Origin of the sequence: Streptomyces sp. NBC_00224 (genome assembly GCF_041435195.1) — a bacterium.
GTDB lineage: Bacteria > Actinomycetota > Actinomycetes > Streptomycetales > Streptomycetaceae > Streptomyces.
Genome location: NZ_CP108106.1, coordinates 5947534 through 5969167, shown reverse-complemented (window position 1 = coordinate 5969167; position 21634 = coordinate 5947534). Strand labels below are relative to the sequence as shown.

20 protein-coding genes are annotated in these 21634 nt (G+C 72.2%); 5 read left to right on the top strand and 15 right to left on the bottom strand.

What is annotated here, in order from left to right:
- Positions 1-104: 104 nt before the first annotated feature.
- The 3 genes from OG965_RS26735 to OG965_RS26725 form a co-directional block, all read right to left on the bottom strand.
- Positions 105-275, bottom strand: a complete 171-nt coding sequence (locus OG965_RS26735) for a hypothetical protein (protein WP_371654595.1) — start codon at positions 273-275, stop codon at positions 105-107.
- A gap of 176 nt (positions 276-451) precedes the next feature.
- Positions 452-916 (bottom strand): molybdenum cofactor biosynthesis protein MoaE, encoded by a 465-nt coding sequence (locus OG965_RS26730; protein ID WP_371654594.1) that lies wholly within the window; start codon positions 914-916, stop codon positions 452-454.
- 78 nt (positions 917-994) lie between these two features.
- The gene (locus OG965_RS26725) at positions 995-2101 is read right to left on the bottom strand and encodes an SDR family oxidoreductase (protein WP_371654593.1); all 1107 of its coding nucleotides are present in this window, start codon (positions 2099-2101) and stop codon (positions 995-997) included.
- A gap of 189 nt (positions 2102-2290) precedes the next feature.
- Here OG965_RS26725 and OG965_RS26720 point away from each other — a divergent pair, with 189 nt between their 5' ends.
- Both OG965_RS26720 and OG965_RS26715 read left to right on the top strand, forming a co-directional pair.
- Positions 2291-3706, top strand: a complete 1416-nt coding sequence (locus tag OG965_RS26720; protein ID WP_371654592.1) for a zinc-dependent metalloprotease — start codon at positions 2291-2293, stop codon at positions 3704-3706.
- Entirely contained in the window at positions 3703-4224 is a 522-nt protein-coding gene (locus tag OG965_RS26715; RefSeq protein ID WP_371654591.1) for an NUDIX hydrolase, read from the top strand. The genes OG965_RS26720 and OG965_RS26715 overlap by 4 nt, the downstream gene beginning before the upstream one ends.
- Positions 4225-4335: 111 nt before the next feature.
- Here the strand turns inward: OG965_RS26715 and OG965_RS26710 are convergent, their stop codons facing one another.
- From OG965_RS26710 to OG965_RS26695, 4 genes are all read right to left on the bottom strand, one after another.
- Entirely contained in the window at positions 4336-5091 is a 756-nt protein-coding gene (locus OG965_RS26710; RefSeq protein WP_371654590.1) for an AIM24 family protein, read from the bottom strand.
- Positions 5092-5107: 16 nt separating this feature from the next.
- Positions 5108-5788, bottom strand: coding sequence for an AIM24 family protein (locus tag OG965_RS26705; protein ID WP_067163775.1), 681 nt, complete (start codon positions 5786-5788; stop codon positions 5108-5110).
- Positions 5789-5801: 13 nt separating this feature from the next.
- Positions 5802-7472 carry a TerD family protein gene (locus tag OG965_RS26700; protein WP_371654589.1) on the bottom strand — a complete coding sequence of 557 codons (1671 nt, stop codon included), beginning with the start codon at positions 7470-7472 and terminating at the stop codon, positions 5802-5804.
- 117 nt (positions 7473-7589) lie between these two features.
- The gene (locus OG965_RS26695; protein ID WP_371654588.1) at positions 7590-8186 is read right to left on the bottom strand and encodes a M48 family metallopeptidase; all 597 of its coding nucleotides are present in this window, start codon (positions 8184-8186) and stop codon (positions 7590-7592) included.
- 293 nt (positions 8187-8479) lie between these two features.
- Between OG965_RS26695 and OG965_RS26690 the strand changes: the two genes are divergently transcribed.
- Together OG965_RS26690 and OG965_RS26685 are read left to right on the top strand one after the other, a co-directional pair.
- Positions 8480-9613 (top strand): ThiF family adenylyltransferase, encoded by a 1134-nt coding sequence (locus OG965_RS26690; protein ID WP_371654587.1) that lies wholly within the window; start codon positions 8480-8482, stop codon positions 9611-9613.
- A gap of 63 nt (positions 9614-9676) precedes the next feature.
- The gene (locus tag OG965_RS26685; protein WP_371654586.1) at positions 9677-11098 is read left to right on the top strand and encodes an ABC1 kinase family protein; all 1422 of its coding nucleotides are present in this window, start codon (positions 9677-9679) and stop codon (positions 11096-11098) included.
- A gap of 37 nt (positions 11099-11135) precedes the next feature.
- Here OG965_RS26685 and OG965_RS26680 read toward each other — a convergent pair whose 3' ends face one another.
- From OG965_RS26680 to OG965_RS26660, 5 genes are all read right to left on the bottom strand, one after another.
- Entirely contained in the window at positions 11136-11321 is a 186-nt protein-coding gene (locus tag OG965_RS26680) for a hypothetical protein (RefSeq protein WP_361387142.1), read from the bottom strand.
- A gap of 121 nt (positions 11322-11442) precedes the next feature.
- Positions 11443-11766 carry a hypothetical protein gene (locus OG965_RS26675; protein ID WP_067163770.1) on the bottom strand — a complete coding sequence of 108 codons (324 nt, stop codon included), beginning with the start codon at positions 11764-11766 and terminating at the stop codon, positions 11443-11445.
- Positions 11763-12131, bottom strand: coding sequence for a WhiB family transcriptional regulator (locus OG965_RS26670; RefSeq protein ID WP_371654585.1), 369 nt, complete (start codon positions 12129-12131; stop codon positions 11763-11765). The genes OG965_RS26675 and OG965_RS26670 overlap by 4 nt, the downstream gene beginning before the upstream one ends.
- 161 nt (positions 12132-12292) lie before the next feature.
- Positions 12293-12622, bottom strand: a complete 330-nt coding sequence (locus tag OG965_RS26665) for a hypothetical protein (protein WP_371657067.1) — start codon at positions 12620-12622, stop codon at positions 12293-12295.
- Between the two features lie 191 nt (positions 12623-12813).
- Complete coding sequence (locus OG965_RS26660) at positions 12814-15045, bottom strand: ATP-dependent DNA helicase UvrD2 (RefSeq protein ID WP_371654584.1); 2232 nt, start codon at positions 15043-15045, stop codon at positions 12814-12816.
- Between the two features lie 130 nt (positions 15046-15175).
- On the opposite strand from OG965_RS26660, the gene OG965_RS26655 reads away from it, so the two are divergent.
- Entirely contained in the window at positions 15176-15418 is a 243-nt protein-coding gene (locus OG965_RS26655) for a mycoredoxin (protein WP_360839817.1), read from the top strand.
- Between the two features lie 81 nt (positions 15419-15499).
- Here OG965_RS26655 and nudC read toward each other — a convergent pair whose 3' ends face one another.
- From nudC to OG965_RS26640, 3 genes are all read right to left on the bottom strand, one after another.
- Positions 15500-16471 carry an NAD(+) diphosphatase gene (gene nudC / locus OG965_RS26650; protein ID WP_371654583.1) on the bottom strand — a complete coding sequence of 324 codons (972 nt, stop codon included), beginning with the start codon at positions 16469-16471 and terminating at the stop codon, positions 15500-15502.
- Between the two features lie 85 nt (positions 16472-16556).
- Positions 16557-17975, bottom strand: coding sequence for a dipeptidase (locus tag OG965_RS26645; protein ID WP_371654582.1), 1419 nt, complete (start codon positions 17973-17975; stop codon positions 16557-16559).
- Between the two features lie 10 nt (positions 17976-17985).
- Positions 17986-21612: a UvrD-helicase domain-containing protein gene (locus tag OG965_RS26640; protein ID WP_371654581.1), complete on the bottom strand. Its 3627-nt coding sequence runs from the start codon at positions 21610-21612 to the stop codon at positions 17986-17988.
- Positions 21613-21634 lie beyond the last annotated feature (22 nt).

Below are 21634 nucleotides of genomic sequence, written 5' to 3'. Positions count from 1 at the left end.
CGACAGTACGGGACGTGCCTGTCAGTGCACCGCCGGGGCCGGTCCGTACGGGGAGGGTCGGCATCCGCGTACTGGCCGGGGCGCGAGGAGCGCGCAGAAGGGGGTCAGGCGGGCTCGGTTCCGGCGTGGGATTTCTCCATCGCCTCTCGGAACCGGCTGTAGCCGGCGAGTTCCGCGATGTCGCCGGTCGTGCGATTGCGGGCGGCCCAGCTCGCCCATATCGCCGCGCCGACAGCAGCGAAAAGCGGAATCAGCAGCCAGGTGAGTGCAGCCATTCCGTCCTCCCGTCCCCAAATGAGCGTCCACAACTGACAGATCAGCAGATTAACCATCTGCGAGATCAACGCTCGGGGCAGGGGTGCGGTTACGCAAATCGGGGCGGATCCCCCCGACAGGGTTTCAGACACCCCGAACGGGCGGCCCGTTCACCCGTTGGGGGCACCCCCGGAGGTCAGCAGGCGCCGACCCACTCCTCGGTTCCATCCGCGAACTTCTGGTTCTTCCAGATCGGGACCTCGTGCTTCAGGTCGTCGATCAGCTTGCGGCACGCCGCGAACGCCTCCCCGCGGTGCGGACAGGAGACCGCCACGACGACCGCCAGATCACCCACGGCCAGTTCGCCCACCCGGTGGACGGCCGCCAGCGCGCGGACCGGGAACTCGGCAACGACCTTGTCGGCCACTCGGCGCATCTCCGCCTCGGCCGTCGGATGGCACGAGTACCCCAGCGCTGCCACGTCCGCGCCGCCGTCGTGGTCGCGCACGGTGCCGACGAACAGCGCCGTGCCGCCCGCCGAGGGGTCGCCCACGGCGCGGAACACCTCGTCCAGGGAGAGCGGGGTGTCACGGATCTCAAGCAGCCGGATCGGGTCGTCCGCCGCCTGCTCGCCGGGGTGATCGGAGTACGTCTGTGCCATGGATCCATCGTGCCGTACCGCACTGACATCGCGGTATAGCTCTTTCACCCCGTCACCCACACCCTCCGTAGGAGGGTCCTACAGCCCCCGGCGCTTGCGGGCCCTGCGGACCACCGCGGCCGCTCCCAGCAGGGCGACCGTCGCTCCGGCGGCCCCGGCGGCGGTGGCGTCCTTCCGGCCCAGCCGGCGCCCCGCCACGGTGTGTCGTCCCGCGGCCTCCTCCAGAAGCTCCGCCAGAACCTCCTCGTTGGTCCACTGCGGCCGCCAGCCCGCGTCGTGCAGCCGCCCGACGCTCACCACCCAGGGGTGCATCGTGTACGCCAGGTCGCCCGCCGGGGACGGGGTGAGCCCGATCCGGTGCAGCCGGGCCGCGGCGCCGAGCGCGACCGCCGAGGGCAGCTCCATCCGCCGGATGCCACTGAGCTCCTCGACCTCTTCCTGTTCGAGCCACCCGTCGCAGCCGACCGCGAACTCCCCGTCGACCTTCTCCAGAGCCGCGTACTCCAGAGCGCTGCACAGGTCCTCGACGTGGCAGAACTGCCAGGTCGGACGGGATCCGGCGACCACCAGGAGGCGCGGCGACTCGAAGTACCGGGTGAGCGCGGTGTCGGTGCCGCCGACCAGGACGGCGGGCCGGACCACCGTGACGTTGAGGCCGGGGTGGGCGCGCGGGGCGCGGCGGCCCAGGCGCTCGATCTCCAGCAGGTCGCCGACGCCGGTCGCCTCGGCGGTGGCCCGCAGCTCGGCGTCCTCGGACAGCGGGATGTCGTTGTCGGGCAGCGCCCCGTAGACCATGGCCGAGGTGCACAGCACGACCCGGTGGACCCCGGCCGCCGCGGCCGCGGTCAGCACGGTCTGGGTACCGCGTACGTTGTACGCCGTACGGGCGGCCGCGTCGGTCTCCAGGTCGAGGTCGAGCGCCAGGTGGACGACGACATCGGCGCCGCGCAGCTTCTCGGCGATCGCCGGGTCGCGCACGTCCAGGATGTGCCAGGTGGCCTCGGTCACCTCGCCCCGGCGCTCGTCGATGGCGATGACCTGCTTGATCTCCTCGGATGCGGCGAGCCGCGCGGTGAGCAGCGCGCCGATTCCGGCCGCGGCACCGGTGACCGCGACGACGGGACCCCGCGCTGCTGAGGGGGAAGGGTTTCGCGCTGCGCGAACCTGCGGATCTGGGGAACTCACCGGGCGTCTCCAGCGGTTGTCTTCAGTACGTACACGAATGACGCGTACGGACCAGGTGACGTCCATCCTGCCGCAGGCCAAGAGTCGGCGGAGCACCGAGCCCTTATCCGGCCCGGATGTCTACGCTGGTGGTGTTGGTGGGCAGTCGCCGTCGGCAGGAGCCGGCGGCCCTAGGAGCCGAGGAAACCCGTGAGTGACAACCCATTCGGATTCGGCCTTCCGCCGGAGGAGCCGGAGAACGGCGACGAGGGCAAGGAGAAGGGCAAGGGCAACCAGGGCGGCCCGGCGAATCCGTTCGGGTTCGGTTCCGGGGCCGGCGGCGCGGACAATCCGTTCGCGGCGATGTTCGGTTCGCTGAACCCGAACGACCTGGGAGCCGCCTTCCAGCAGCTCGGCCAGATGCTCAGCTACGAGGGCGGTCCCGTGAACTGGGACATGGCCAAGCAGATCGCGCGCCAGACGGTGGCCCAGGGCACCGCCGACGGCACCAAGGACGAAAGTGTCGGCCCGGCCGAGCGCGCCGCCGTCGAGGAGGCTGTCCGACTGGCCGACCTGTGGCTGGACGGGGTGACCTCGCTGCCCTCGGGCGCGTCGACGGCCGTGGCGTGGAGCCGCGCCGAGTGGGTCGAGGCGACCCAGCCGGCCTGGAAGGAGCTCGTCGACCCGGTCGCCGAGCGCGTCGGTGCGGCCATGGGCGGCGTGCTGCCCGAGGAGATGCAGGCCATGGCGGGCCCGCTGATCGGCATGATGCGCTCCATGGGCGGCGCCATGTTCGGCCAGCAGATCGGGCAGGCCGTGGGCGTCCTCGCGGGCGAGGTCGTCGGCTCGACCGACATCGGCCTGCCGCTCGGCCCGGCAGGCAAGGCCGCGCTGCTGCCGCTGAACATCGAGACGTTCGGCAAGGACCTGGGCGTCCCGAAGGACGAGGTCCGGCTCTACCTCGCCCTGCGCGAGGCGGCTCACCAGCGCCTCTTCGCCCATGTGCCGTGGCTGCGCTCGCACCTGTTCGGCGCGGTCGAGGGCTACGCGCGCGGGATCAAGGTCGACACGGCGAAGCTGGAGGACGCGGTCGGCCAGCTCGACGTGTCCAACCCCGAGCAGCTTCAGGAAGCCCTTCAGCAGGGCATGTTCCAGCCGGAGGACACCCCGGAGCAGAAGGCCGCCCTGGCCCGTCTGGAGACGGCTCTGGCCCTGGTCGAGGGCTGGGTGGACGCGGTGGTCCACGAGGCCGCCAAGCCGCGCCTCACCTCGGCCGACGCCCTGCGCGAGACACTGCGCAGGCGCCGGGCGACCGGCGGTCCCGCCGAGCAGACCTTCGCCACCCTGATCGGTCTCCAGCTGCGCCCGCGCCGTCTGCGGGACGCCTCGCGCCTGTGGGCCTCGCTCACGGACGCGCGCGGGGTCGACGGTCGCGACGACCTGTGGGAGCACCCGGACATGCTGCCGACCGCCTCCGACCTGGACGACCCGGACGGCTTCGTCCACCGCGAGCAGCTGGACTTCTCGGAGCTCGACAAGATGCTCGGCGAGGCGGCTTCCCGCAAGGACGAGCCCAAGGACGGCCCCGGGGCCAAGGACGACAGCAAGGGCGACGACGGCAAGTGAGCCTGCACGAAGACGCGGTCCTCGTCCTGAAGGAGTACGAGGACCAGCCCGAGCTGCGCCGGACGTACCTCGACCATCTGTCGGCGCACCCGGACGGGATGTGGAAGGCCTGCACGGCCGGCCACCTCACGGCGAGCGCGCTGGTGATCGCCCCGGAGCGCGGGCAGGTGCTGCTGACGCTGCACCGCAAGCTGAACATGTGGCTGCAGATGGGCGGCCACTGCGAGCCGGAGGACATCTCGCTGACGGCCGCCGCCCTGCGCGAGGCGACCGAGGAGTCCGGTGTGTCCGGTCTCACACTGCTGCCGGGCGGACCCGTCCGGCTCGACCGGCACCCGATCCCCTCGCCCTGCAACTGGCACCTGGACGTCCAGTACGCGGCGCTGGCCCCGGCCGGCGCGGTCGAGGCGATCAGCGACGAGTCGCTGGACCTGCGCTGGTTCGGCTACGACGAGGTGGCCGGGGTCGCCGACGACTCGGTGGTGCGGCTGATGGAGGCCGCGCGGGCCCGTCTGTGACGGACGGACGGGCTGACGGATTGACCGGCAGTAACGGGTGAACGGGTAAGGGGCGGTCGTCCATGGCGACCGCCCCTTACCGATTACCGATTACCGATTACCGATGCCCGGTCAGCTCCAGGCGTTGCCCTGGTTCTGGGCGTGGGCGCCCTGCTGGCCCACGCCGTACTGGGCCCGCATGCCCTGGCCGATCACCGCGTTCTGCGGCGGCAGCACCTCGCTGGGCTGGACGAGCGCGAAGCCCTGTCCGAGGAAGCTGAGCTCCCAGCCCTCCCCCGTGTTGCCACGGCGCCGCCACACGCCCGTGGAGTGCGTCTGCGCCTGCATCTGCACCCGCAGCGAGGTGGACCAGGCCACGATCGCGTCGGCGTCGGCGTTGACGTACTTGTCCGGGGTGACCTGGAGCATCAGCGGCTGGCCCGAGGTCATCAGGACGACCTTGCCGGTGCCGGTGATGTTGAGCTGGAACTTGCCGGTGCCGGAGATGCCGTACTGGCTGTCCACGGCGATGACCTCGTAGTGCAGCGAGGAGTCCATGGCCAGGACGTAGCCGCTGTCCACGGTCAGCCCGTCCCGGTCCACGTCCACTACGTGGACGTACTGCGCGAGGTTGGCGAGGTAGACGGTGCCCTGACCGGAGACGCGCATCAGGTCCAGGCCCTCGCCGGTGTGGGCGCGGGCGCGCTGGTTGCCGTTCGACTGGTACTCGCCGTCGAACTCCATCAGCCCCTGGTAGGCGACCATCGAGCCCTTGCGGGCGAGGATGTCGTCGTGGCCGGTGAGCACCACCCGCAGCATCTGCGAGTGGTGCGCGCTGTAGCGCTCCTGGGACTGCTGCTCGGTGTAGCTGAAAAGCGGGCTCTGCATGGTGTTCTCGCTCCCCTCAGCCCCGGGCCCGCAGGCGGTCGGTGCTGTCCTCACTCGGCTGTACGACGACGATCCCCTGGCCCGAGAAGGCCATCTGGTACGCCTCTCCGCTGCCCCGGCCGATCAGCGAGGACGCCTTGAAGCTGCGCTTGCCCTTCACCTTGAGGTTCGGGGACCAGGCCACGAGGGCGTCCGGGTCGACGTACGTCTCGTCCTCGCCGCTTCCGCAGTCGACGACGACCGGCGTGCCGCGTGAGGTCAGGGCGACCCAGCCGGTGCCGGAGATCTTCACGTTGAACAGGCCCTGCCCCGCGAACTTGGCGAGGCCCTTGACCCGCTCGACGCCCCACTGGAGGCTCGCGTCGAAGGCGAGCACATTGGTGCCGTTGACGGACAGCGCGTCGTTGTTGAGCTGGACGACGACCACATTGGCGCCGTAGTCGGCGAGGTAGAGCAGTCCGTCGCCGGTGCACTTCATCAGCGGGGCGCCCTCACCGGTGATCCAGTCGCGGGCGATCTGGCGCACGGCCGGCGGGTTCGGCTCGTACTGGATGAAGCCTTCGTAGGCGACCATCGAGCCCACGCGCGCGAAGAGGTCCTGTCCGGTGGCCATGGCCACCTTGAGCATGGCGCTGCCGTGATTCTCCATCCGGGCGGCGACGGGGGTGGGGGCATAGCCCGCGAGCTGCTGGTTCATTGTCCGGGCTCCCTCAGACCTCGTACGGCTGGACGACGATGAAGTTCCCGGGCGCGCCGCGGAACTGCAGGTTGACGGACTCGCCGCTGTGGCCGGGGTAGGCGTTGCGGCGCAGCCGGACCTGGCTGGAGACGATCACCTGCGAGGCGGACGACCAGGCCACGATCGCGTCGCTGTCCGCGAACGTGGTCGGGGTGACCGGGAGCACCACCGGGGTGCCGTGGGTCATCACCACGAGCGTGCCGGTGCCCTGGAACTGCATGGTGAACAGCGCGCCGCCAGGGATGCCGTGGCCCTCGATACGGCGGACCTCGTACTGAAGGGACTCGTCGAAGGCCAGGACGTGCTCGGCGGAGACGCAGATGCCGTCGCCCTGGAGTTCGATGGGGTGCAGATGGGCGCTGTTCTCGGCGAGGAAGACCTGGCCGCGGCCGCTGCAGCGCATCAGCTGCATCTCCTGGCCGGTCGCGTTGCCGACGATCCGGCCGGCGAATCCGGCGCCCTTGTAGCCGAAGTCGACCTTGCCCTGGTACATCACCATGCTGCCCTGGCGGGCGAGCACCGAGGAGCCGCCGGTGCCGAGGTCCACCCGGACGAGCTGCTTGTTCTGCGGGGTCCAGCGCTGTCCGGTGGGCAGCTCCTTGTACTGCTGGATGGCGCCCGCGAGGCCGCCGCCGTGCTGCGGCATCCCTTGCGGGACACCGGGCTGCTGACCGTACGGAGCGGGCTGGCCGTAGGGCGCGGGCTGACCGTACGGGGCGGGCGCGCCGAGCGGCGGGGCCTGGCCGGGGTACTGGCCCGGGACCTGGCCGTACGAAGGCTGCTGGGGCGGCTGTCCGTACGGGGCCGGGGCGGCCGGGGGCGGAACGGTGCCCGGCGGCAGGGTCATGGGCGCGGCGATGGTCGGCGCCGCGTGGATCTGCGGGCTGGGCGCGGGCGCCGGGGGCGGCGTGGAACCGGGCGGCGGCGGTGCGTAGTGCTGCGCGGGAGCCGGGGCCGGGGCGGGCGCGGGGCTGCCGAACTGCGGGGCCGGCTGCGGGGGCTGGGGCTGCTGCGGTGCGGCCGGGGCGCCGAACTGGGGCGCGGGGGCGGTCTGGGCGGGCGGGGCGAAGCCCGGCGAGGCGCCCTGCGGCTGCTGCGGCGCCGCGGGCTCCTCCTCGGCGACCTCGCCGCCGAAGTTCTTCAGCAGCGCCTCCAGGCCGCCGTCGAAGCCCTGGCCGACGGCCGCGAAGCGCCAGACGTCCTTGAGGTAGAAGTCGCCCAGCATCACCGCGCGCTCGGTGCTGAACTCGGCGCCCGTGAACGCGTATCTGACGACCTCTTCGCCGCCGGCGACGACTCTGATGTACCCGGGGCCGACCTGCGACATCTGGCCCGCGCCGTCCAGCGTCGCGGTGAACGCGAGCTTGTGGACGTGGGCCGGGACGCGGTCCAGGGTGATGCGGAACGACTCGGTGTCACCGGCCTGGGCACCCAGGAGCTGAATGGACTCCTCGGGCGACTTGGGCTGGTTGAAGAAGATGAAATACCGGTCGTCGGACAGCTGCTCGTTCGCGTCGAGGCCGAAGCAGCTGATGTCGAAGGACAGCCCGGGGGCGCCGATCTGCACGCCTACATACAGATCCGTTCCCGCTGTCAGGTCACTGATCTTGGCCTTGTGGCCGCGCTGGAATTCCCTGGCCATGCGTAACGACCGTCCCCCACTCCCGAGTGTGATTGGTCGCGCCAGGCTAACGGCTGCCCACGACAATCGGCCAAGCCGGTGGCACGCCGGTACGCATTCGGTACACGATCGGCGAGATCACTCTCCGCGAGCGGCGGGCAGATGGGGCAGCCGCTCGGCCGCCACCACCCCTTCGAGGTATCCACGCGCGCGTTCCGTACGGGGATAGGCGTCGAGCAGCCGCCAGAAGCGCGGCCCGTGGCCCGGCACCAGGAGATGGGCCAGCTCGTGGACGAGGACATAGTCGACGACGTACTCGGGCATGCCCTGAAGCCGGTGCGAGAGGCGGATGCTGCCCTCCGCCGGGGTGCACGAGCCCCAGCGGGTGTTCTGGTTGGTCACCCAGCGCACCGAGGCGGGACGCGCGCGACCCTCGAAGTACAGGTCGGACAACCGCTCGGCGCGCTCGGTCAGTTCCGCGTCGCCCAGCATCCGCTTGCTCTCCTGGGCGGCGAGCTTGTCGAGCATCACGTTCACCCAGCGCTGCTCCTCGGCCTCGGACATCCGGGCCGGGATCAGCACGATGGTGCGGTCGCCCTCGCGGTACGCGGAGACCGTCCTGTTGCGCCGGGCGCTCCTGCGCACCTCGACCGCGCTCGTCGCATGACCGCGGGGCGGCGGACTTGTCGGACTGCGGGGCGGGCTTCCGGCACTCTGCAGTGGGTCGGCGGGCACGCCCCGACGTTACCCGCTGTCAGTGGGGGAAGTCCCGCCTCCGGGAGGGTTCACCCATGATCCATTCCGGACGTGCACCATTTGAATGACTAATGCCCCCGCCTGTGGACAACTTTCCGCACGAGTTCGCCGCACCCGGCATTCTGGCAACGGATCGCACGACGGATCGTGACCGGACGCACCGTGACCGGACGACTCATGACGGACGGCTCATGGCGGACGGCTCATGACCTGCTCGTGATCGGACGGTGGCTCGCGCCCGGCGGCGGACGCGCGGAACAACGGGGGTTGACATGCATCCGATGCTGAAACCGGCACTGCGCCGGGCGTGGCGCGACCGGCAGACCGTGCAATTCGGGGTGACACCGGCGCGGGCGGTGGTGGTCTCGCCCGTGGACACGGCGACGGGGAGCTTCCTGGAGCTCCTGGACGGCACCCGCGGCCTGCCGCGGCTGTACGAGGAGGCCAGAGCCCTGGACCTGTCGCCCGGCCAAGTGGACGCGCTGGTGGAGCGGTTGACCGAGGCCGGGGTGGTCGACGACCCGACGGCGGGCGGCCCGGCGGCTGAGGCGCTGCGCGGGCGGGCCGAGGCGTTCGACCGGACCAGATCCGATCTGGCCTCGCTCTGCCTGGTCCATCCCGAACCGGGCGGCGGGGGGCGGCGGTTGGCGGCCCGCCGGTCCCTGAAGGTGCAGGTGCGGGGCGCGGGGCGGGTGGGGGCGACGATCGCCTCGGTCCTCGCCGCGTCGGGGGTGGGGCGGGTGGAGGTGCTCGACGGCGGGACCGTGCAGCCGTGGGACGTGGCGCCCGGCGGGCTGCCCGAGCAGGCGGTCGGCGAGCGCAGGGTCCCGGCGGCCCAGCAGCTCGTGCGGGGCGCGGCGCCGGGCCGTCCGCCCCGGGCCGGTGAGGGCGACGAGCCGACCGGGCTGTCACTGATCGTGGTGGCCCCCAGGGACGGTCTTGATGTGTACGCACCGGATCCGGTGACCGGCGCGGAGTGGGTGGCGGCGGGCATCCCCCATCTGTACGCGGGAGTTGTGGAGACGACCGGGCTCGTGGGGCCGCTGGTCCTGCCCGGTGGCACCGGGTGCGCGGGCTGTCTGGCGCTGGAGCGGGCCGAGCGCGATCCCGGCTGGCCCCGGATGCTGGCGCAGTGGCGCTCCGGCCGTCGCCAGGGAGCCGTGCCGGCCTGCGACCTGGCGCTCGCGACCGCCGTGGCGGGGCTGGCCGCGGCGCACGCACTGGCCTTTCTGGACGGCGACCTCCCGGCGAGTACGGGCACGCGGTGGGAGGCGTCGCTGCCCATGCTCGGCTGGCGGCCGCGGCGCCTCGGGGCCCGGCTCGACTGTCCCTGCGGCGCTGGTGGGAACAGTGAAGGGGAGGACGCCTCGGGTGGCGTACGGCCGCAGGACACAATGGCCCGGTAACCGCTGTAGACGACGCACTGCCGCGAGGCGCGCGGCACGGCCGGCTGGGATTTGGAGGGGCGCATGTCTGATCTTCCCCGGAAGGCGGTCACCCGGACCGCCAAGTTGGCCGCGCTGCCACTTGGTTTCGCCGGGCGTGCCACCTGGGGCCTGGGCAAACGGATCGGAGGCAAGTCCGCGGAGATAGTCGGCCGCGAGCTCCAGCAGCGCACCGCCGAGCAGCTCTTCAAGGTCCTGGGCGAACTCAAGGGCGGGGCGATGAAGTTCGGGCAGGCCATGTCCGTCTTCGAGTCGGCGCTGCCCGAGGAGGTCGCCGGTCCCTACCGGGCCGCGCTGACCAAGTTGCAGGAGGCGGCGCCGCCCATGCCGACCCGCACCGTGCACGCGGTGCTCGCGGAGCGGCTCGGTCAGGAGTGGCGCGAGCTGTTCCTGGAGTTCGAGGAGAAGCCCGCCGCGGCGGCCTCGATAGGGCAGGTGCACCGGGCGGTCTGGCACGACGGGCGCGAGGTCGCGGTCAAGGTGCAGTACCCGGGCGCCGGTGAGGCGCTGCTCTCGGACCTGACGCAGCTGAGCCGGTTCGCCCGGCTGCTCGGGCCGCTGATCCCGGGCATGGACATCAAGCCGCTCATCTCAGAGCTGCGCGACCGGGTCTCGGAGGAGCTTGACTACGAGCTGGAGGCACAGGCTCAGCGGGAGCACGCGGCGGAGTTCGCGGACGACCCGGACGTGGTGGTGCCCGATGTGGTGCACCAGCGCGACCAGGTCCTGGTGACCGAGTGGATCGACGGGACCCCGCTGTCCGAAGTGATCGCGGACGGTACGGAGGAGCAGCGCGACCGGGCGGGTCAGCTGCTGGCGAGGTTCCTCTTCTCGGGCCCGGCGCGGACCGGGCTGCTGCACGCGGACCCGCATCCGGGCAACTTCCGGCTGCTGCCGCCGGAGAAGGAGGGCGGCGCGTGGCGGCTGGGCGTGCTGGACTTCGGGACGGTGGACCGGCTACCGGGCGGGCTGCCCCGGACGATCGGCGACTCACTGCGGATGACGCTCGAAGGCGACGCCGAGGGCGTCTACGCGCTGCTGTGCGAGGGCGGCTTCGTGAAGGAGTCCATAGACCTCGACCCGGACGCGGTCCTGGACTATCTGCTGCCCATCATCGAGCCCGCGCAGGCGGACGAGTTCACCTTCACCCGTGCCTGGATGCGCGGGCAGGCTGCCCGGATCGCCGACCCGCGCTCCCCCGCGCACCAGTTGGGCAAGCAGCTCAACCTGCCGCCCGCGTATCTGCTGATACACCGGGTGACGCTCTCCACCATCGGGGTGCTGTGCCAGCTGGACGCGACGGTCCGGCTGCGGGACGAGCTGGAGGAGTGGGTGCCCGGGTTCCTGCCCGCGGATGTGGAGGAGCCGGCCGAGCTGGAGAACCTGACGGTCCTTGAGGCCGGGGAGCCGGACGACGAGGAGGACGAGCAGCCCGCCGGGGCGTGAGGTCCGGCGGGCCCGGCGGGGCGGGGCCCCGCGCGGGTCACCACCACACGGAGTCGAGTCTGCTCTCGATCGCCCGGAGGTTGGCGCGCGCGCAGGCGTCGCAGAAGTAGAGACGCTCGCCGTTCTCGACGGAGTAGGTCCAGGTCGGCGGAGTGCTCTCGGCGGGGGTGCCGCAGCGCGAGCACACCACGGTCTCGGCAGCCGGCTGAGTCGGGTCGTCCATTTCGTGACGATACCGCCGCGCGCGGTGGTTGCGGGCACAACGCACCGCGGGGGCCGGTCCGTTCGGACCGGCCCCCGCGGGCTCATTCGTCACTTCGCGCTCTGTCTGGCGGTGCCGACCGTTACTGCATGACGGCCATGGCCAGGGCGCGGCGGGCACGCATCGACACGCGCTCGGCGCGGCGCTGCATCCGCCGGGCGGCGATCAGGCGCATGGCCTGCCGCTCGGCCTCGGCTTCCCGCATGCGCTCGTGCATATGGGCACGGGCGAGGGCTTCTGGCATGAGTTGCATTTCGAGGGTCCTGTTCTGACGCGAGGCGTTCGCGCCGGTGGTGGTGAAGTCTGGGGTCGCGGAGCCCATGAGCTCGCTGGCGGACGTCGTCATAGGGGCCTGCTTCTGGGGGTCGTTCGTCAGGGGGCGGTCGATGGTTCCCGGGCGGTTCATGCAGCAACCGGGTTCTTGCGCGGGCGGCCACGCGGCCGCTTGCGGGCAACGACCACGCCCTGGACAAAGAGCTCGCCGCCCCAGACACCCCAGGGCTCGCGCCGCTCCTTGGCCCCGGCGAGGCAGGCCTCGACCAGCGGGCAGGTGCGGCAGAGGGACTTGGCGTACTCGACGTCTGCCGGGGACTCGGCGAAGAAGACCTCCGGGTCGTACGAGCGGCAGGGGACGGGTACGCCGAGGTTCTCGATGGCGTCGTCGAGCGCGGTGAGCGTGGTGAGGGGAGTCAAGGCGGGGTCCTCCGTGAGACCGGGCGGGGGGATCGTCTGGGCGGGCGGTACGGACGGGGCGTGCGCTTCGAGTTGCACGGTGTTTTTCTTCCTCGTCTTGTTGTCGTTCCGGCCGGTCGGCCGGGTTTCGGCTGGTACCGAGGCCCCTTCGCGCTGTCGTCCCCGTTCGGGGACAAACAGAAGGGCCGCGGATCCCTGGTGGGGTTCCGCGGCCCTGAAGGCGCCTGCCTGATCCTGGATCAGGCTGGATCACTCCAGGGTTCGAGCCCACGGAAGGCCCACATCGTGTGGTGCTGCGTCGTCTGCTTCTCGGCTCCGGCACCGGTGGCCGCAAAGGCATAGGCCTGGGCCTGTCCCTTCACTACTGCTGCTTCCGGTGCCTGGGTCGGTCGCTCATTGCGGTTCCGCACGGGGAAGCTCGCCAGGGAGGACGGAATGACGACCGAGAGGCCGAGCAGACCGGAGACACCGGTGGACATACCGGTGCCCTGGAGCGAGGAGCCGAGCGGGCAGGTGGCGACGACCGAGCGATCGGTCAGTTTGGCGGTGCTGATGCTGGTGAAGTTCATGAAGCTGGTCACTGGTCTCGCCTCCTCTCGGCGTCTCGGGGAGCTGGGGCCCGGGGGCCTTGTCCCATGCGTATTCGGATAAGTACAGCAAGTAGAGCACGGCCGCAGGGCCTCTGAGAAGCCGCTGTTTCCGTGGTTAAGAACCTATGGGGATTCCTGGGGCGGGCGCAAACTATTTTTGCGACGAGTTTTCAAGAGGTCTCCTCGTCGCTTCCGCCAACCTCCTCACCTGCGCAGATGGCCAGGACATCGGTGCCGAAGCGGTCCAGCTTGCGGGCGCCGACACCTGAGATCACCGCGAGCTCCCCGCCGCTGGACGGCACGGCCTCCGCGATCGCCATCAGGGTCTTGTCGGTGAACACGCAGTACGGCGGCTGCCCCAGCAGGCTCGCCTGCCCCGCCCGCCAGTCGCGCAGCCGCTCGTACAGACCCTCGTCCATGTCGGAGGGGCAGTCCTCGCAGCGCATCAGCTTCATCTCACCGGCTTCGGTGAGCGTCTTGCCGCACACCCGGCACAGCACCGGGCCGCGCCGGGTCCGTCTGCGGGCGACGCCGCGCTCGATCCCGCCCGTGGAGCCCGCCGACGAGGAGCGGGCGCCGAGGCCCGCGGACCCCGGCCGCAGGCCGTTCAGGAAGCGGCTGGGGCGCCGCGACGGCCGTCCGCCGGGAGAGCGCGAGAGCGACCAGGACAGGGCCAGGTGCACGCGGGCCCGGGTGACCCCCACGTACAGCAGCCGGCGCTCCTCCTCGACCTGCTCGTCGGTCTTCGCATATGTGATCGGCATCATGCCCTCGGCGAGACCGACCAGGAAGACCGCGTCCCACTCCAGACCCTTCGCGGCGTGCAGCGAGGCCAGGGTGACGCCCTCGACCGTCGGCGCGTGCTGCGCGGCCGCGCGCTCGTCGAGCTCGGCCACCAGGTCGGAGAGCGTCGCGCCCGCCTTGGCACGCGCGAAGTCCTCCGCCAGCCGGACCAGCGCGGCCAGTGACTCCCAGCGGTCGCGGACCGCGCCGGAGCCCGCCGGGGGCGCGGACGTCCAGCCCTTGGTTCCGAGGACGGCCCGCACCTGGGACGGCAGGTCCACGGCGTCGTCGAGCAGCGAGTCGTTGCCCCCCGCCCGGGCCGCGCCGCGCAGGGCGACGCCCGCTTCCCTGACCTCGGGCCGCTCGAAGAACCGCTCGGCGCCGCGCAGCTGGTAGGCCACGCCCGCGTCGGCGAGGGCCTGCTCGTAGATTTCCGACTGCGCGTTGATCCGGTAGAGCACGGCGATCTCGCCGGCCGAGATCCCGGAGGCGATCAGGTCGCGGATGCGCCGGGCGACGCCCTCGGCCTCGGCGGGCTCGTCCCCGTACTCCGTGTAGAGGGGCTCGGGGCCCGCCTCGCGCTGGGAGACGAGTTCGAGGCGGTGCTCGGCGGCGCGGCCGCGCGCCTGGCCGAGCAGGCCGTTGGCGAGGTGCACCACCTGAGGGGTCGAGCGGTAGTCCCGCACCAGCTTCACCACCGTCGCGTTCGGATGGCGGGTGCGGAAGTTCAGCAGGTGGTCGGGGGTGGCGCCGGTGAACGAGTAGATCGTCTGGCTGGCGTCGCCGACGACGCACAGGCTGTCCCGCTCGCCGAGCCACAGCTCCAGGAGGCGCTGCTGGAGGGGGCTGACGTCCTGGTACTCGTCGACCACGAAGTGCTGGTACTGGCCGCGGATCTGCTCGGCGATGTCGTGCCGGTCCTGGAGGACGCCGACGGTGAGCAGGAGCACGTCCTCGAAGTCGATCATCCCCCGGTCGCGCTTGAGCTCTTCGTACGCCCCGTAGATCTGGGAGATCTCGGCGGGGTCGCGCGGGGCATCGCGCAGCGACTTGGCGACCGCCGCCGGGTAGTCGGCGGGGACGGTCTGGGTGACCTTCGCCCACTCGATCTCGCCCGTGACGTCCCGCAGCTCGCCCCGGTCGAGCCGGACGCGGCAGCGGGCGCCCGCCTCCGCGACCAGCTGGACCTTGCGCTCGACCAGCCGGGGCAGCTCACCGCCGACCGCCTTGGGCCAGAAGTACTGGAGCTGGCGCAGGGCGGCCGAGTGGAAGGTGCGGGCCTGGACGCCGCCCGCGCCGAGCTGGCGCAGCCGGCCGCGCATCTCGCCCGCCGCGCGGTTGGTGAACGTGACGGCCAGCACACTGCTCGGCTGCAGGATCCCGGCCCGTACCCCGTACGCGATCCGGTGGGTGATCGCGCGGGTCTTGCCCGTCCCGGCGCCGGCCAGCACGCACACCGGTCCGTGCAGGGCCGTCGCGACCTCGCGCTGCTCGGGGTCGAGGCCGTCGAGCACCGCGTCCGCCGACTCGGGGACCTGTGGGAAGAGCGAGGAGTGCGTTGCTGATGTCACCCCGCCATGCTGCCAGGTCGGCGGAGGCGGAAGGGACGCGTTGTCCACAGGGGGCGGGATTGGTCGTACTAATGCGGGAATGGAGGCCCGGTCGCGTACGTTCTCCCCTTGGCGCTCACCCGCTGAGTTCCACCCACCAAGATCCACCCACCGAGCCGAACATGAGGAGTGCGAGAGCATGCCGGGCACTGTGACGATGTACAGCACCACGTGGTGCGGCTACTGCCGTCGGCTGAAGAGCCAGATGGACCGCGAGGGCATCACGTACAACGAGATCAACATCGAGCAGGACCCGGAGTCGGCGGCCTTCGTCGAGAAGGCCAACGGGGGCAACCAGACGGTGCCGACCGTGCTCTTCGCCGACGGCTCGACGCTGACGAACCCGTCGCTCGCGCAGGTCAAGCAGAAGATAGGCGTCTGAGCCTCCGCTCCACGCGCGCGTAGAGGGCCCCCACCACGTCGGTGGGGGCCCTCCGTGTGCCGGGGCCGGTGGCCGCCGGGCTCAGTGCGTGGGCTTGGGGAGCGGCTTGCCGTACCAGAGCTCGATGAGGCGGGCCGCGATCGAGATGCCGTACGGCGGCAGGACCTCGCCCGACTCGAAGGCGGCGCGCAGGTCCTCGCGGGAGAACCAGCGGGCCTCGTGGATCTCCTCGCCGTCCACGTTGATCTCGGACGACGTGGCGTGCGCCATGAAGCCGAGCATCAGGCTGGACGGGAAGGGCCAGGGCTGGCTGGCGACGTACTCGACCTCGCCGACCGTGACGCCCGCCTCCTCGAAGACCTCGCGGCGCACCGACTGCTCGATGGACTCGCCGGGCTCGACGAAGCCGGCCAGGGTCGAGAAGCGGCCCTCCGGCCAGTGCACCTGGCGGCCCAGCAGCGCGCGGTCCTCCTCGTCCGTGACCAGCATGATCACGGCCGGGTCGGTGCGCGGGTAGTGCTCGGCGCCGCACGCCTGGCAGCGGCGGATGTGGCCGGCGGCCGCGATGACCGTGCGCTCGCCGCAGCGGGAGCAGAAGCGGTGCAGCCGCTGCCAGTTCTCCAGGGCGACCGCGTGGACCATCAGGCCCGTGTCCCGGGGCGACAGGAGCAGCCCGGCCTCGCGCAGGCCCGCCGCGCGCGCGGACTGGTCCATACGGCCCGGCAGGGAGTCCTTCTGGAGCGCGAAGTAGCTGACGCCGTCGTCGTCGGTGCCCAGGAAGTAGCGGTGGGTCTCGGTGACCGGGGCCTCGAAGGCCGGGGTCATCACCAGTTCCGTACGGCCGTCGGCGGTGTCGTCGATCAGGACCTGTCCGCCGGAGACCACGAAGACCCTGGTCGTCGGGTGGCTCCAGGCGGCCGCCAGCCAGGCCTCGTCCAGGCGGTGGTGGGCCGCTCGGTCGATGCCGCTCGCCTCGGTGAGGCTGATGGGTGCGGCGAGGCCGATCGGCCGGTCCGCGGCGGCGTCACTGCTGGTGGTGCTGGTGGTGCTCACAGGTGCTTCCAACTCCCCCGGGTGGATGGGTTCAGCGGTGTTCGTTCAGCGGTGGTGCTTCAGGGCCGCGCGGCCCCGCGGCCCTTCACCGCCGTGTGGCGGCGAGGTCGCCCCACAGGTGGGCGGTCGTCTCGACGCCCTTGAGGAGGAGGTCGACCTCGACCTTCTCGTTGGGCGCGTGCCAGCCGTCGGACGGGACGGAGATCCCCAGGAAGAGCACCGGCGCGCCGAGCACGTCCTGGAGGTCGGCGGCCGGGCCGGAGCCGCCCTCGCGCGTGAAGCGGATCTTCTGGCCGAAGGCGCGGCCCATGGCCCGTACGACGGACTGCAGGGCCGGGTGGTCCAGCGGCGTCAGACAGGGGCGGGTGCCCGCGCTGAAGGCGATCTCGTGCCGGATGCCGGCCGGGACCTGGGCGGCGACCCACTCGGTGACCAGCTTCTCGACCCGTTCCGGATCCTGCCCGGCGACCAGCCGGAACGACAGCTTCACCATCGCCGACGAGGGGATGATCGTCTTGCCGCCGGGGCCCTGGTAGCCGCCGCCGATGCCGTTGACCTCGGCGGTCGGCCGGGCCCAGACGCGCTCAAGCGTCGAGTAGCCGGCTTCGCCGTGGGGGGCGCGGGACTTGGCGGTACGCAGCCACTCGGCCTCGTCGAAGGGCAGCTCGGCGACGAGCTCGCGCTCGGCGTCCGTCAGCTCGGCGATGCCGTCGTAGAAGCCGGGCACGGCGACCCGCTCGTCGGCATCGTGCAGCGCCGCGACCAGGCGGGCGGCGGCGGTGGCCGGGTTGGGCACGGCGCCGCCGAAGGAGCCGGAGTGGATGTCCTGGTCCGGTCCGTACAGCCGGATCTCGCACTCGGCGAGGCCGCGCATGCCCGTGCACACCGTAGGTGTGTTCTCCGACCACATGCCGGTGTCGGAGACGATCACGGCGTCGGCGGCGAAGCGGTCCGCGTGCGCCTCGACGAGAGCGCGGAAGTTCGGCGAGCCGGACTCCTCCTCGCCCTCGACCAGGAGCTTGAGGTTGACGGCGGGGGCGGTGCGGCCGGTGGCGGCGAGGTGCGCCCGCACGCCCAGGGTGTGGAAGAACACCTGGCCCTTGTCGTCGGCCGCGCCCCGCCCGTACAGCCGGCCGTCGCGCAGCTCCGGCTCGAAGGGCTCGGTGTGCCAGCCGTCCTCGCGTGCGGCGGGCTGCACGTCGTGGTGGCCGTAGACGAGCACGGTGGGGGCCTCGGGGTCGCCGGAGGGCCACTCCGCGTAGACGGCCGGGGCGCCCGGGGTCGGGAGGACCTCGGTGACCGGGAAGCCGGTCTCCTTGAGCTTGGCGGCCAGCCAGTCGGCGCTGCGCCGTACGTCGCCGTCGTGCTCGGGCTGGGCCGACACGGACGGGATCCGCAGCCACTGCGCGAGGTCGTCGAGGAAGGCGGCGCGGTGCTGCTCGATGTACGCGCGCACGGTGTCGTCGACTGCGGTCTGGACGGCGTTGTCCGGGGTCTCGCTCATGCCATTGAGCCTATCCGGCTGGTGGTGGTGGCATGTCCGCCGGTGTCCCGGCCGGGCCTGGTGAGGGCGCGAGGGCGGCCTCCTCGCGCGCGTGCCCGTGCTCGCCGCCCGGTGCGCCGGTGCCGCTCGTCCCGCCCAGCAGGATCCGCTCCAGCTCGGCGCGGCCCGGCAGGCGGGCGGGGCGGACCGTGTCCCCTGTACGTACGTACAGGAAGGCGGCCGTGACGGATTCCAGCGGGACGCCGTGCTGCTCGGCCCAGGCGAGGCGGTAGACGGCGAGCTGGAGCGGGTCGCCGGTGGCACCGCGGCCGGTCTTCCAGTCGACGATCTCGTACGTGCCCGGCCGCTCGCCCGGGTACACCGCGTCGATACGGCCGCGGATCACCCGGCCCGCCAGCGTGACCTGGACCGGCGCTTCGATGCGGAGCGGGGTGCGCCGGGCGTACGGGGAGCGCTCGAACGCCTCCTTGAGGGCCGCCAGGTCGCGCTCGTCCGCGATGTCGGCGTCGCTCTCGTCGCCGCCGGGGAGCTCGTCGGGGCCGAGCATGGGCAGCGGCAGCTCCTCGAAGCGGGACTCCACCCAGGCGTGGAACCGGGTGCCGCGGCGGGCTGCGGGCTGCGGCGGCTTCGGCATCGGGCGGGCCAGGTCCTGGGCGAAGCCGTCCGGGTCCGCGGCGAGCCGCAGCAGGTCGGAGGCCGTGAGCGATGGCGGCACCTGGACCTCGCGGCTGGTGGCGCGGGCGCGGCGGAGCTCAGTGGTGAGGGCCTCCAGGTCGCGGTCCCAGGAGGCCATGGCGCGGCGCTCCTCGGGAGTGAGGACGCGCTGCGGAGCGGAGTCGGTATGGGGGCGGGAGGGCTGGGCGGGCACGTCGGCGCGCGCGTGGCCGTCGGCCGGTGCCGGGGGCTCCGCCGGTGCCGGGCGCTGAGTCGGTGCCGGACGCTGAGTCGGCAGGCTCTCCCAGCCGTCCTCCAGCGCGGAGAGGGCATCCAGGTCGTCCGCGTTACCGAAGGCGTCGAAGTCGTCGGGCGGCAGCGGGTCGTCCTCGTAGGAGCCGTCCTCGTAGAACGCTTCCCCGGAGGGGAAGTCGGCCTCCACGCGCGCGTGAACCGAGTCCTCCCGCGCGTAGTGCGGCTCGACGCCGGCCGCCCCCTCCGCGTCCAGGTACGCCAGGACCGTCTCGGCCGCCTTCCGTCGGCGCGCCAGGGACGTGGGGTCGAGCGGGAGCGGCCACGCGTGCGTGGCGGCCGACTCGCTCAGGGCCGGGTTCTCGGCGTCCTCGGCCGGCACGTCGGCCCAGGCCTCGATCTCGCCGTGGCCCGCCTCGCAGTGGGCGTACAGCGCCTCCAGGAAGTCGGACGGGCCGCGCGGCTTCTTCTGGCTCGGGCCCCACCAGTGGCCCGAGCCGAGGAGCAGCGAGCGGGGGCGCGTGAACGTGACGTAGCCCAGGCGCAGTTCCTCGGTGTGCTGGTGCTCCTTCAGCTCCTCCTTGAAGGCCTTGAGGCCCTTGGCGTCCCACTCCGGAGTGGCCGGGAGGGTCGGGGCGTCGCCGCGCAGCGCGTGCGGGAGGACCTTGGCCTGGGCCGTCCAGGCGTCCCGCGACTGGGTGGAGGGGAAGGTTCCGTTGACCAGGCCGGGGACGGCGACCACGTCCCACTCAAGTCCTTTGGACTTGTGGGCGGTGAGCACCTTCACCGTGTTCTCGCCGCCGGGCAGGGCGTTGTCCAGGCCCTTCTCGTACTGGGCGGCGGTGCGCAGGAAGCCGAGGAAGGCCAGCAGCGAGGCCTCGCCGTCGAGGGCCGCGAACCCCGCCGCTATGTCCAGGAAGTTGCCGAGGGTCTCGCGGCGCCGGGCGGCCAGGGCGTGCGGCGAGGCCGAGAGCTCGACCTCCAGGCCGGTGGTGGTGAGCACGCGGTGGAGCACGTCCATGAGCGGGTCGGCGAGCGAGCGGCGCAGATCGCGCAGCTCGGCGGCGAGCCGGGCGAAGCGGACCCGCGCCTCGGCCGAGAACGGCAGCCCGTCGTCCTCGCCGTCGCCCGACTCCAGGAAGGTGTCGAGCGCGTCCGCGAGGGAGATCACCTCGGCCGGGTCGACGCCTTCCACGGCGTCCGCGAGCCGCTGGTCCGGGTCGTCGGACCCGGCCCTCTCGCGCCGTACGAGATGGCGGGCGCGGCGGCCGAGCAGGGCGAGGTCGCGAGGGCCGGTGCGCCAGCGCGGGCCGGTCAGGACGCGGACGAGCGAGGCGTTGGCGCCCGGGTCCTGGAGGACTTCGCAGACCGCCACGAGGTCGGCGACCTCGGGAAGGTGGAGCAGCCCGGAGAGGCCGACGACCTCGACCGGGATGTCGCGCGCGACGAGCGCGCCCTGGATCTGCGGGAAGTCGCCCGCCGTCCGGCACAGGACGGCGATCTCGCCGGGCTCCTTGCCGGTGCGGACGAGGTGCGCGAGGGAGTCCGCGAGCCAGTCGATCTCTTCCTGGTGGGTGTCGAGCAGGGCGATGCGGACCGTGCCGTCGCGCTCGGCGCCGGGGGCGGGGCGCAGCGCCTCCACGCCCGCGTGCATCGCGCGCAGCGGCGCGGCCAGCGAGTTGGCGAGGTCGAGCAGACGGCCGCCGCTGCGGCGGTTCTCGCTCAGCGAGTGGCGGGTGGCCGGGCGGCCGTCCGCGTACGGGAAGTGGCGCGGGAAGTCGTCGAGGTTGGCCACCGAGGCGCCGCGCCAGCCGTAGATGGCCTGGCAGGGGTCGCCGACGGCCGTCACGGCGTGTCCGGTCCCCTCGCCGAACAGGGCCGCGAGCAGCCGGCGCTGGGCGACCGATGTGTCCTGGTACTCGTCGAGCAGCACGACGCGGAACTCGTCGCGCAGGATCCGGCCGACCTCGGGGCGGGTGAGGGCGAGCTCGGCGGAGAGCGCGATCTGGTCACCGAAGTCGAGCAGGTCACGGGACTTCTTGGCATCCCGGTAACGGACGGTGAGGTCGAGGAGTTCCAGCCGACCCTCGGCCGCTTCGGGCACCTTGCGCAGATCCGCGTTGCTGAGCCTGGCGCCCTCCAGCGCCCGGAGCAGCTCCTGGTCGTACGCCCACAGCTCCTCCGGTCGTACGAGGTGCTCGGCGAGCTCCGCATCCAGCGCCAGCAGGTCGCTGACAAGGGAGGCGAAGGACTTGGTCAGCGCGGGGTAGGGGCCGGGCGCCTCGCGCAGCACACGGGCCGCGAGCTGGTAGCGGGTGGCGTCCGCGAGCAGCCGGGAGGTGGGCTCAAGACCTATCCGCAGACCGTGATCGGTCAGGAGCTGTCCGGCGAACGCGTGGTACGTCGAGATCCGCGGCTCGCCCGGGGGGTTGTCGGGGTCGATCGCGTCCGGGTCGGTGATGCCCGCGCGGACCAGCGCCGTCCGGACCCGCTCGGCGAGCTCGCCCGCGGCCTTGTTGGTGAAGGTCAGGCCGAGGACCTGCTCGGGGGCGACCTGCCCGGTGCCGACCAGCCAGACCACCCGGGCCGCCATGACGGTGGTCTTCCCGGACCCGGCGCCGGCCACGACGACCTGCGGGGCGGGCGGGGCCGTGATGCACGCCGTCTGCTCCGGGGTGAACGGGATGCCGAGGAGCTCCTTGAGCTCTTCGGGGTCGGTGAGGATGGGCACCCCAGAGAGGCTAACGGGGCTC

Coding starts and splice junctions, on each gene's coding strand:
- OG965_RS26710 (WP_371654590.1), bottom strand. CDS start 5,091: ATGCAGAGCCCGCTTTTCAGCTACACCGAGCAGCAGTCCCAGGAGCGC.
- OG965_RS26680 (WP_361387142.1), bottom strand. CDS start 11,321: ATGGACGACCCGACTCAGCCGGCTGCCGAGACCGTGGTGTGCTCGCGC.
- OG965_RS26665 (WP_371657067.1), bottom strand. CDS start 12,622: ATGAACTTCACCAGCATCAGCACCGCCAAACTGACCGATCGCTCGGTC.
- OG965_RS26690 (WP_371654587.1), top strand. CDS start 8,480: ATGCATCCGATGCTGAAACCGGCACTGCGCCGGGCGTGGCGCGACCGG.
- OG965_RS26675 (WP_067163770.1), bottom strand. CDS start 11,766: ATGAACCGCCCGGGAACCATCGACCGCCCCCTGACGAACGACCCCCAG.
- OG965_RS26700 (WP_371654589.1), bottom strand. CDS start 7,472: ATGGCCAGGGAATTCCAGCGCGGCCACAAGGCCAAGATCAGTGACCTG.
- OG965_RS26735 (WP_371654595.1), bottom strand. CDS start 275: ATGGCTGCACTCACCTGGCTGCTGATTCCGCTTTTCGCTGCTGTCGGC.
- OG965_RS26655 (WP_360839817.1), top strand. CDS start 15,176: ATGCCGGGCACTGTGACGATGTACAGCACCACGTGGTGCGGCTACTGC.
- OG965_RS26705 (WP_067163775.1), bottom strand. CDS start 5,788: ATGAACCAGCAGCTCGCGGGCTATGCCCCCACCCCCGTCGCCGCCCGG.
- OG965_RS26730 (WP_371654594.1), bottom strand. CDS start 916: ATGGCACAGACGTACTCCGATCACCCCGGCGAGCAGGCGGCGGACGAC.
- OG965_RS26685 (WP_371654586.1), top strand. CDS start 9,677: ATGTCTGATCTTCCCCGGAAGGCGGTCACCCGGACCGCCAAGTTGGCC.
- OG965_RS26645 (WP_371654582.1), bottom strand. CDS start 17,975: ATGAGCGAGACCCCGGACAACGCCGTCCAGACCGCAGTCGACGACACC.